At 48.8% G+C, this 11199-nt stretch carries 12 protein-coding genes; 9 read left to right on the top strand and 3 right to left on the bottom strand.

The genetic code is table 11. From position 1 onward, the window contains the following. Positions 1-139 precede the first annotated feature (139 nt). Entirely contained in the window at positions 140-2521 is a 2382-nt protein-coding gene (locus AR688_RS01065) for a fatty acid cis/trans isomerase (RefSeq protein WP_068231022.1), read from the top strand. A 23-nt stretch (positions 2522-2544) separates the two neighbouring features. Here the strand turns inward: AR688_RS01065 and AR688_RS01060 are convergent, their stop codons facing one another. Then, positions 2545-3444 (bottom strand): NAD(P)/FAD-dependent oxidoreductase, encoded by a 900-nt coding sequence (locus AR688_RS01060; protein WP_197412077.1) that lies wholly within the window; start codon positions 3442-3444, stop codon positions 2545-2547. Positions 3445-3633: 189 nt separating this feature from the next. On the opposite strand from AR688_RS01060, the gene AR688_RS01055 reads away from it, so the two are divergent. Together AR688_RS01055 and AR688_RS01050 are read left to right on the top strand one after the other, a co-directional pair. Next, positions 3634-4050 carry an RrF2 family transcriptional regulator gene (locus AR688_RS01055; protein ID WP_068227942.1) on the top strand — a complete coding sequence of 139 codons (417 nt, stop codon included), beginning with the start codon at positions 3634-3636 and terminating at the stop codon, positions 4048-4050. A gap of 85 nt (positions 4051-4135) precedes the next feature. Then, a complete protein-coding gene (locus tag AR688_RS01050) occupies positions 4136-4747 on the top strand; it encodes a DUF502 domain-containing protein (RefSeq protein ID WP_068231016.1) in 612 nt (203 codons plus the stop codon). Positions 4748-4765: 18 nt separating this feature from the next. On the opposite strand, the gene AR688_RS01045 is transcribed toward AR688_RS01050, so the two are convergent. Further along, positions 4766-5389: a LysE family translocator gene (locus AR688_RS01045; RefSeq protein ID WP_068227940.1), complete on the bottom strand. Its 624-nt coding sequence runs from the start codon at positions 5387-5389 to the stop codon at positions 4766-4768. Positions 5390-5648: 259 nt separating this feature from the next. On the opposite strand from AR688_RS01045, the gene AR688_RS01040 reads away from it, so the two are divergent. From AR688_RS01040 to AR688_RS01015, 6 genes are all read left to right on the top strand, one after another. Beyond that, on the top strand, positions 5649-5909 hold the full coding sequence (locus AR688_RS01040; protein WP_068227937.1) for a hypothetical protein: 261 nt from the start codon (positions 5649-5651) through the stop codon (positions 5907-5909). Positions 5910-5913: 4 nt separating this feature from the next. Continuing rightward, the gene (locus AR688_RS01035; RefSeq protein WP_068227936.1) at positions 5914-6459 is read left to right on the top strand and encodes a helix-turn-helix transcriptional regulator; all 546 of its coding nucleotides are present in this window, start codon (positions 5914-5916) and stop codon (positions 6457-6459) included. A gap of 282 nt (positions 6460-6741) precedes the next feature. Next, the gene (locus tag AR688_RS01030) at positions 6742-8514 is read left to right on the top strand and encodes a hypothetical protein (protein ID WP_197412076.1); all 1773 of its coding nucleotides are present in this window, start codon (positions 6742-6744) and stop codon (positions 8512-8514) included. Positions 8515-8571: 57 nt separating this feature from the next. After that, entirely contained in the window at positions 8572-9462 is an 891-nt protein-coding gene (locus tag AR688_RS01025) for a putative phage abortive infection protein (protein ID WP_068227934.1), read from the top strand. 27 nt (positions 9463-9489) lie between these two features. After that, a complete protein-coding gene (locus AR688_RS01020) occupies positions 9490-9705 on the top strand; it encodes a hypothetical protein (RefSeq protein ID WP_068227932.1) in 216 nt (71 codons plus the stop codon). 173 nt (positions 9706-9878) lie between these two features. After that, positions 9879-10337, top strand: coding sequence for an SRPBCC family protein (locus tag AR688_RS01015; RefSeq protein WP_068227930.1), 459 nt, complete (start codon positions 9879-9881; stop codon positions 10335-10337). A gap of 13 nt (positions 10338-10350) precedes the next feature. Here the strand turns inward: AR688_RS01015 and AR688_RS01010 are convergent, their stop codons facing one another. Beyond that, complete coding sequence (locus tag AR688_RS01010) at positions 10351-11166, bottom strand: AraC family transcriptional regulator (RefSeq protein ID WP_068231013.1); 816 nt, start codon at positions 11164-11166, stop codon at positions 10351-10353. Between the last annotated feature and the right edge of the window lie 33 nt (positions 11167-11199).

Genomic DNA, 11199 nt, shown 5'->3' with positions numbered 1-11199 from the left:
TTAGCACAGCGGCCCGCTTTTGAGAATGCGGGGTTGTAACGGCAACACGTCCGGTGCCTGCAATTTTTGCATCCGCCGGCATCTGGCATTAGTATTGGCCGATTATGCCCGCCAAACAGCGTGGCCCTGCGGAGAAAACATGCATTTGACAGCCACATCACGCAAAACCCTGGTTATTATTTTAGTACTCGTTTGTGTTGGCTGTGCTGCCTTGGCCAGCCGGCAATTAGATGCACAATACGGCAAGGCCGCAGTAACTAACCGTGCAGCACCTGCCAGCGACAATCTGCTGAGCGATCATTACAACAAGCATATTAAACCGGTTATCGAGGCCCGTTGTGTGGTATGCCATGCCTGTTACGACTCGCCCTGCCAGCTAAATATGACGTCAGTTGCTGGCATTGAGCGCGGAGCCAGCAAAGAAAAAGTATACGAAGGCTCGCGTTTACTGGCAGCACAACCTAACCGCTTGTTTATCGATGCGGTTACGCCACAACAATGGCGCGAACGTGGTTTTTATCCGGTATTAAATGAGCGCCAACAAAGCTCCGAAGCCAATACGCAGGCATCGGTATTGGCGCAGTTACTGCTACTTAAACAACAACACCCACTACCCGACAGCAAAATTTTGCCGCAACAGTTTGATTTTAGCCTTAACCGCGAGCAGCATTGCCCAACCACCGAAGAGTTCGAGCATTACGCTGCCAGCCAGCCACTTGCCGGTATGCCCTACGGCCTGCCGGGGCTAAGCACAGAAGAACACCAACTGCTGCTTAACTGGCTGGCACAAGGCGCCGCTATGCCTGACACCGCAGCACTACCCGACGACCAACTGGCTGAAGTCAATAAGCTTGAACAGTGGTTAAATGCCGATAACCTGAACATGCAACTTAGCGCACGGTATATCTACGAGCATTTATTTACCTCGCATCTGTATTTCAGTGCACTGCACACTGAGCAACAAAGGCCACAGTTTTATAATTTGGTGCGCTCAAAAACACCGCCCGGTAAGCCGGTAGAGGTTATTGCCGCTCGTCGCCCGTTTGATGCCCCTGGCGTAAAACGGGTGTATTACCGTTTGCAGCCGGTTGTTTCTACCCTTGTTAATAAAACCCATCAGCCTTACGACATTAACGCCGATTTGCTGGCCAAGTGGCAGCAATGGTTTGTTGAGGCCGACTATCAGGTTAGTGCATTACCGGGCTATGAGCCTGAAGTTGCCGCCAACCCGCTTACGGCTTTTGTGCAACTGCCGGTTAATGCGCGCTACCGTTTTATGCTGGAACGGGCCGAAAACACCATTATGGGTTATATCAAAGGCCCGGTGTGCCGTGGCCAGGTAGCGTTGAACGTGATAAACGATCACTTTTGGGTGTACTTTGTTGATCCGGAACTGGCCACCGCAAGCGACGTAGAAGCATTTTACCTGTCGCAGCAGAATAATTTGCGCCTGCCGGCAGAAGATAACAGCAGCGCCATGGCAGCAAACTGGCTGGCCTACGCCAAGCGCCAGGGCAATTACTTAAGAGCCCGCAGCAATTTTATGAATAACGCCCTAAAAGATGGCCAGCACCTTACCACCGACGGTATCTGGAATGGCGACGGTAATAACCACAATGCCAGCCTGACGGTATTCCGCCATTTTGATAACGCTACCGTGGTAAAAGGCCTGATAGGCGAGCCACCGAAAACCGCCTGGGTTATCGACTATGTGCTGCTGGAGCGTATTCACTACTTACTGGTGGCCGGTTTTGACGTATACGGCAATTATGGCCACCAACTGATGACACGGCTGTATATGGACTTTTTACGCATGGAGGGCGAGTCGAACTTTCTGGCCTTTTTACCGCCAGACATACGCCGCAGCGAATTTAAAGACTGGTACCAGAAATCCGGCCCTGAGCTGACTAAATTTATTGAAGGCGATATAAACCCCTTTAACCAACCAAGCGGTATCCGCTTTAAAACGGATACACCTAAAGCCGAACTGTACCAGTTGCTGCAACAGCATTTAGCTGACGTACAGCCACAGCGCTACCAGTTGCAAAACAGCACGCTTAGTAATAAAAGCAAAGCACTATTACAACGCCTTGGCCAGATTAAGGGCCAAAGCGCCGCCATACTGCCGGAACTGACCATGATCATGCTGCAGCCGGAAAATGGCAAAGACGCCGAACTGTTTACCCTTGTACGCAATAGTGCCCATTTTAATGTAAACAGCCTGTTTGCCGAAGAAAACAACCGCAACCCGGCACAGGATAATATGACCTTAGTGCACGGCCTGTTGGGCAGTTACCCCAATGCATTCTGGCGGGTACAAGAAGCTGATTTAGCCCAACTGGTAGCGCAGGCAGAACAAATAAGCAGCGAGCAGGATTACACCAAACTGCTGGATAACTTTGGTGTAAGGCGCAGCGCAGCCGATTTTTGGGCCTTTAGCGATAAACTTAACCAACTGTTTATGCGCCGGCATCCGGTAGACAGCGGCTGGCTGGACTACAACCGGCTGGAAAACAGGTAGCCGGTTGAGCAAACAGAGCCCGGTTAACCTAACATCAGATAACGATGCGCCGCCGCACCGGCTTTAACCCCGGCGGCTGCGGCCAGCATACCGTTATGCATCGGGCTGGCCATATCACCGGCAGCAAATAAACCGGCTACCGAACTTAGCTGCATGGCATCGGTTTTAATGTAAGCGCCAGCCGGCCCTTGCTCCAGCTCACAGCCCAGTTGCTGCGCCAACGTATGGCCAAAGGCCGTTTTCGGTGCCACATACACTACCTTTGCCGGCACACGGCGGCCATCTGCCAACAGCATATAGCTGATATCAAAGCCTTCACCTTCTACCGCCGTGACGGCAGTATGCTCCAGCGTTACGCCACGGCGCTTCAGCAACGCCAGTTGCTCAGCGTCTGGCATAAACTTACCCTGGCTAAAATAAGTTACCGGGCCCCAGTCCGGCAAAATAGCCGCCTGATGTATCGATCCCTCGCCGGCGGCAATAACAGCTATAGGTTGCTGGCGAAACTCATAACCATGACAGTACGGACAATGAATAACCGACTTACCCCAGCGCGGCGCCAAACCCGGTATATCCGGCAAGGTGTCAGTAAGCCCGGTTGCCAGGATCAACGCCTTGCCCTGATATTGCTGCTTAGTTTCATCCTTGATACAAAAGTTGTCGTCGGCCAGCTTTTGCGCACTGCTAACCCGGCTTTGCCGGAATTGCACCGTGGGGTACGCCAGCAGCTGTTGCCAGGCCCGGCCGCGTAACTCACCGGGTTCAGCGCCATCGGCAGCAAAAAAACCATGCGCCTGCGCCGCAAAGCGGTTACGCGGCTCACCGGCGTCAATCAGCAACACCTGGCGCTGGCCGCGCGCCAGTTGCATAGCCGCCGAAAGCCCTGCAAAACTGCCACCTATCACTATTGCATCCCATATCATCTGTGTACCTCACTTTTGTATTAAGCAGCGCCTTTATTAAACGACGAGTGTATTAAGCGGCAATGCCTTAAGCCGCAACCTTAAGAAACATCATAAGTTACATAAGATATAAAAACAACTTTTGTAACACTAAAAGTATCTTAAAACTGCGGTAGAATAGCCGCCATTACAGCGCTTAAAGAGTAACTAATGAGAAAAGACAGCCGTTTATCGCGCATGCTGCATGTGCTGGTGCATTTGCATCAGCTGCAACAGGCCGTTACATCAGACCAACTGGCGCTAATGCTGCACACCAACCCGGTAGTGGTGCGCCGCACTATGTCTTTGCTGCGCGAGCAAGGTTATGTCAGCGCCGTAAAAGGCCATGGCGGTGGCTGGACGTTAGCCAAACCGCTACACGAGATCACGCTGCTGGATATTCACCGCTCGCTAAGTGAAAGCTCGTTATTTACCATAGGCTTAACTGACGAGCACAATAACTGCCCGATAGAAAAAGCGGTAAACCTGGCAATTGATGATGTATTACAAGAAGCAGAAGCCCTGGTGCTGCAACGCTTTGGCGAGGTAACACTGGATAAACTGGCAGCAGGTTATACGCCAAGATAATACCCGTGCTGGCGCAGCGCTTTGCATAACTGTTATGCTGCAACCACGTTGTTTAGCTGCACTACTAAAACCTGATAAGAACCTGATGAAAATCATTGTTAAAAGTTTATTTAAAGGCCTGGCAATTGTTCTGCCACTGGTTATCACTATCGAGCTACTACGCTGGTTGCTGTTAACGGTTGAAACGGTATTGAACCCGGTGTTGCAAGTGGTATTGCCGGGTGAATGGTATCTGCCGGGCATGGCAATACTGGGTTTTTTACTAGTATGCACTGCCATTGGCTACAGTTCACGCTGGCCAAGCTTTAACTGGCTGTGGCAGGTGCCCGGCAAAATTTTAATGAAGCTGCCCGGCACCAAGCAGGTGTATGGCATGCTGCAGGACATTATTGATGTGATGTCAGGCAAAAACTTTACCGACGGCTCGGTGGTAATGGTGAAGTTACCTTCGTCTGAAATTGAGTTAATTGGCATTGTTACCAAGCAAGGCGGCCAGCCGCATGATCGAATGTCTTCGCTGATGCAGGAAGAGCAACTGGCGGTATTTATTCCAATGGCATACAACGTTGGTGGCTATACCATTATCATACCCCGTAGCTGCACGCGGAACATTGACATGAAACCCGCTGAAGCCTTGCAGCTTGTGCTCAGTGGCGGTTTGGGCAGCGCTAAAGCGCCAGGCTCATCAACACGTTAAAAACGCTTCCTGTCAGGGTTAGCCCAACAACATCCACAGCGCCACGCCAAACATCAGGCTGGCGCCAATACGGTTTAAATACTGCACCCGGTTTGCTTTGCCAAAAAACAGTGCCAGCGCTTTACCGCCGCTGGCGTATAGCAGCATAGATAAAAATTCCAGCAGCACAATAATAGCCACCAGCACTAATAACTGCGGCCAAAACGCCAGTTGAGTATCAATAAACGGCGGCAACAGCGCCATATGAAAAGCCCAGCCTTTGGGGTTCGACACCGCAGTAATAAAACCCTGGCTAAATAAGGTACGCCGCGCCATCAGTGGCGGCAACTCGCCCGGTTTAGGCAACGCCAGCTTGCCCTTAGCGCGCCACATTTGCAGGCCAATATAGCCAAGGTAGCAAGCACCAATAACTTTAAACCACTGAAACACAGCCGGAAACTGCAGCATTACCGCCGCTACGCCGCACACGGCCAGCACGGCTACCAATGCCACGCCAAGCATTTCGCCCCACATCATCCAAAAGGTACGCCGCACGCCCTGGCTCATGCCCAATGTCATCGCCAGTGTCATACACATACCCGGTGTTACCGAGACAAATAAAAATGTCGGAATAAAAGCACCCAGCAGGGCCAGATTAACCATAACCACCTCAACAGCAAAGTAGCGCTATTCTGGCTGGTTGTATCAGCGCCAGCAATAGGGTTAGGCAGGGTTTTTAGTCAACTTAGCGCAGTTGATCAGGTAGTTCATTGCACATGTTCACAGCGCTGCTAATCTACACAAAGCAAACACTAATACAATTTAATAAATTTAAATTAACAAAAACACATGACAACAGCGCCTCATTTGGTTGTCACTTGACAACCAAATGAGGCGCAACTAGAATCAACGAGGATTACACGTGCCACGGAAAAAGCATCCTAAAAAAGACATTGAAGACGCTTTGCAATATGCAGAACAGCACGGCTGGGTTATTGATGTAGGGGGCAGCCATGCCTGGGGGAGAATGTATTGCCCTTATAACGACACCAACTGCCGCTGTGGTGAATTTTGTATTGCCAGCATCTGGAGTACACCAAAAAATCCAGCTAACCATGCCAGGCAAGTTAAACGGGTGGTAGATAACTGCACCGCACAACGAACCCAAAACTTTGAAGATTAAGCAGATGACATTATATGAGTTTACCTTAAAGTTTGCCTTGCCCGATGCTAATCAGGATCCAGCAAATTACATCGAGCAATTGGCACAGGCAGGCTGTGACGACGCCCTCATTGGTATCGGCCAGCAAGGCCGTATCGCGCTGCAATTTAGCCGCGAAGCCAACAGTGCTTTTGCGGCGATAACCTCTGCGATTAAAGACGTTAAAACTGCCATTCCAAACGCAGCCATAATTGAAGCCACACCTGATTTAGTTGGCTTAAGCGACATCGCCGATCTACTCGGCTTTAGCCGGCAAAATATGCGTAAACTTATGCTAAATCATACTCAAAGCTTTCCTGCTCCACTGCACAGCGGCAGCAGCAGTATCTGGCATTTGGCCAAGGTGCTTAACTGGTTTGCCAAGCAGCAAAATAAAACAGTACCAACAGAAATTGCAGAAGTCGCGCAAGTAACCATGCAGGTCAATATCGCCAGAGCATTGAGCGAGCTGCAACCCAACACCCGCCAGGAGTTTATGCAAATTCAGGAAGAGCTTGCGCAATATCGTTGAACACAAAAATTGCGGCCCCGCATATAAATGCTGTTTACCAGTTGCTCATGCTACGTAAAGTTGCGCATCTACAGGTTATGTTCTAGATTGGGTACTCGATGCATCCAAATAAACAATAAGAACTTCAATTACTTTTGAAAGAAGCTCTTCATTTGGCAAAACAACAAGAAAAGGAAGTCTTATGAAGTTGAGTCATGTCCTGTCTGTACTAAACCAAATAGAAAAATCTAAGTTCATCACCTGCCTGGATAAGCTTTGTTCATCTGCGGCCCCGGAGATGAAGTGCTCTCACAAGCGTTGGGCAAAGTAAACCGCCAGATTAAAGATGCTTCAGGCAGCGAGATTACTCACCTTTTCAATGCTGTTGCTACACAATATAAAAACTCCGTGCGAGAAAAGCTGGCTCTGTGTGACGCATCAATGGCGCTACTGGTAAATATCCTCACCCGTGATGGCAATGGCATAGCGCGTATTTCATGGATTGAACAACTTTATGCGCGCGAGTGGGAAACATTAGATACGCTGGCACGGCAAATTCAGGTGGATATCGAGAGTAATCTGGCTGAGGACTATGGTCATGCCCATCGATTAAAGATTTTCCGCGACTGCCTGCACATCGCCTATAAAAACGATGAGAAAATTAATCGCCAAGCCAATATCACTGATGATGAGCGCAGTATTCTGAATACCTTGGCGCACCACCTGAAAATTTCCCACGATGAACTGGTTGCAATTGAACACCTGTCAGAGCCAATTAAAGCTGTCAAGCAGACCGTGGACAACTGCTTACAGGAGCTACGTGATATGGGTGTCATATTCATAAATCGCAAAAGCTCGGAAGTCTTTATCCCAGACGAAGTGGTAGCCGTGTTAAATCAAATCCAGGGCAAAGAGCTGGCCGATAAGCACTTGTTGCGGATCTTACGGGTGCTGTCTGATGCGGAACTATCTAACATTTTAAAAAGCTACGGTAAGCGGATCCGTGGCGTTAGCCGGGGCGAAAAAATCAGCACTATTCTGCATTCCGGCATCGCTGTGAGGGATATGCTATCGCGTGATCTATATGACGACGCCGACAACCAGAATAAACGTAAAGAGCGTTTGAAGCAGTTAATAGCGGATTTAGATATCGACGCAGAAAGAATCGGCTTCACGGTGGATGAGCGTATTGACGTGATTCTGGAAAGCCTGAACACTGCAGCCGACCGTGAGTTTGATGCCATTAGCGCAACCGGTTATAAAGAGATGTTCGACTCTCTGGTGCAGAACTTCCAGGGGCTGGATGCAGCAGGCAACCCGGAAACACTGACCCAGCGCATCAGGCAAGAGTATGAGCTGGAGGAAAACGAGGAGCTCAATGTCGAGCGGCTAAGGGCTCTTAGTATCACACCACACGATGTGCTGTACCTGCTGACTAATGACGAAGTAAAGGAGTTACGAGACAATCTGAAATTGCCTAAAAAAGGCAATCCGAGGTCCAATATTCTGGAAGCCTTTGCCAACGCCAACGATAAACTGATCGAAAATTATGCCGCGCTGGCTAAGCGTGACCTGCTCACTCTTAAAGCTGTCGGCATTGAAATTAATGAAACTGACGTTGGTGTGAAATTTGAAGAAGCAACGAAAACGATTCTGGAACAGCTTGATCTGGTCGTTGATGAAGAGCTGCGAAAATCAATTAACACAGCGAAAGACAAAGCCGACATTATTATTTCTATTAGCGACGATGACATTATTATCGGCGAAGCCAAGACCTGTAAAAATGGTGACTTTGCCAAATACTCCACGACATCCAGACAAATAAAAGCTTATGTAAATCGCTGCGAAAATCAGGGAAAGCGTGTGGCACAGGTTCTTATCATCGCGCCCAGCTTCTCGCAGGACTTTATCGAATCTGCAGAGATGGATACCGAAGTGAATATTTCACTGTTAACAGCTGAAGGCTTAAAGCAAATTTACGATGCTTACAAAGCCAAACGCCGCCCCAACTTCTCAGCCAAGCTGCTAACCAAAGGTGGACTGCTAAAGGCCGAGTTGATAGCTAAGAGCATTTAACGTTGGTTTACACTCGAAAAATTGGGTTTAAAGAAAGCTATATGAAGGAAAAGATAGTTGAGCAAGTTTGACTCAAAACGTGTTACGAAATCGGTTTTGTTAATTGCTGCTATCGGTTCATTGCTAGCACTTACGGTACTCTCATTCTATTTTCTCTGGTTTCAGGGTGAATTATCAGATAAACAAGATGTTTGGGGCTCGTTTGGTGATTTTGTCGGCGGCACTTTAAATCCGCTGTTCAGCTTTCTAGCACTCATAGCTCTGCTTCTAACCATCGTATTGCAAACAAGGCAGTTGGAGATGTCTTCAGAGGAACTTGCACTTTCGCGCCAAGAATTGGCACTAACTCGAAATGAGGTTAGCCGGTCAGCTGATGCCCTCACCTCTCAGGATAAAAACCTCGCACTACAACGGTTTGAGAATACTTTTTTTAACTTACTCAAACATTTAGAGGCATGTAGAAAGGAAGTGTCACATGGTAGTAAAGACAGGCTTGTCCTCGGCAGACATGCGATGGAGAAAAAGTACGACCATTTCGTAAGTTTTTATCTTATGCAAGGATCTGGGCGAAGTAGCCAACTACCCGATTTTTCTTTCAAACCAAGTTGCCATGAGATTGGTGGAATTAAACAGGAGTATAAAAAATTCTATGAGAGTCAAAATGGTGATGACTTGGGGCAATATTTCCGCGTACTGTACCACGTTATTAAACTTGTCGATGAAACTGCGCAAATTGAAAATAAAGTCTTTTACGCCAACCTTCTGCGCGCGCAGCTATCTAGATTCGAGCTTTGCCTGATTTTTTACAATTCCGTTAGCCAATTCGGTGAAGAAAAAATGGCACCCTTGGTCAAGAAATATAACATTCTAAAACACATTGAAAAATCTAAAATAAAAAAAGAAAACCATCATATCTTGGAAGAGTTTATGGGTGGCTCGTCTTTTTAGTCTGGAGGGCTTGAAAAGGATAGCAAAATGATTGAAATTTCAAATGCCGCAGCACCTTTGTTGGTGCAAGCGCTGCGTGATGCGGTAAGGTATAACGAACAACTACTGACCAATGAAACCTTACGTGACCGTGCTGATTACGAAGAGTATTTAATGGAAGTAAGTCAGCTTTATGCTGAAGTTAAAGCGCAGTACAAACGCATTGAAGCCGATGTTGGCATAGCGCTCGATGATATTGTGTAACTAGTTTCAGCTTCCATACAAAAGCCGGATTTTTCCGGCTTTTGTATAACGCCCAGATCCTCTGCATTTAATTTACCGGTAAACAAATTTCTCCCCACCTGTCGAAATCATCCCTGCTACTTCGACTAAGCTGTGATACGTCAAACTAATGCGTTAAACACAGGGGGTTAATTATGTCAGGCAATACCGTAATACTGCACCGGGTTATAAAAACCACACCAGAGCGGTTGTACCGCGCCTTTTTAGATGCCGATGCGCTGGCGAAATGGATACCGCCGCATGGTTTTACCGGCAAGGTGCATAGCATGGATGCGCGGGTGGGCGGCGGTTATAAAATGAGTTTTACCAATTTTAATACCGGCCAGAGCCACAGCTTTGGTGGCACTTATCTTGAGCTGAAACCAAACGAGCTGATCCGCTATAACGATCAGTTTGATGACCCAAGCCTACCCGGCCAGATGCTGGTTACCATCCGGTTAAAGCCGGTACTGTGTGGCACTGAACTGAATATTGAACAAAGCGGCATACCCGAGGCAATACCGCTGGAGTTTTGCTATGCTGGCTGGCAGGAGTCATTGCAATTGCTGGCGCTTTTAACTGAGCCGGAAATACCGGAGCAAGACTTTAACTAACTGCCAGGCAGCACTATTGCTGTTGCAGCCACTCTCTGGGGCTGGCGCCGGTTTTACGCCTGAATGCCCGCGCCAGCGCGGATGGGCTTTCGTAGCCCACTTCATCGGCAATCAGCGCAATAGGCCGCCCTTCGCGCAGGCGCTTTTGTGTCAGGCTCACGCGCCAGCTTAGCAGGTAGTCGGCCGGGGTTTTGCCTACCACTTTATGAAACTGCGCCGCAAAGCTGGCGCGCGACATACTGGCCGCGCTGGCCAGTTCGCCCACCGACCACGGCTTGGCCGGCTGGTCGTGCATTAGCGTAACCGCGCGGGCTAAGCGTAAATCGGCCAGGCCAGCCATCATACCGGATGACATGCTGCTATTGGCCATAACATGGCGTAGCAACTGGATCATCACCAGCTCAAACAGCCGGTTTAATACCGCATTTTTACCGCAGTTTTGCTCTGCAGCTTCGCTAAATAACCACAATACGCTGTCGGTCAGAATGGGTAATTCACTGACAGGCAGCAACATATAATCGGGTAAAGCCGTGGTTAACGGGTTATCCAGGCCACCATCAAAACTTACCGCCGCACTAACAAGCTGGGTATTGTCTGTCGCCGACGCACTCAACTGGTGTTTACAGGGCCGGGGAATAAACAGCAGGCTCGGCTGGCTGATAACAATCTCCTGCTTGGCTATATGCAAGCGTGCCTTGCCGGTATTAAACAAATACAACTTGCCACTGCGTTCCTGTGCGTCAAAGGCCAGCTCACCACTAAAAGTGCCGGCATAAAATGTTGTTGCGTGCATACCAAATTGCGCCAATAAGGTTGAAAGCCTGTCCATACCCAGCTCCATTTAGACTATCTGCAGCATAAT

The organism is Rheinheimera sp. EpRS3, assembly GCF_001513785.1.
Classification (GTDB): Bacteria; Pseudomonadota; Gammaproteobacteria; order Enterobacterales; family Alteromonadaceae; genus Alishewanella.
This window is presented reverse-complemented; position numbering and strand designations above follow the sequence as displayed.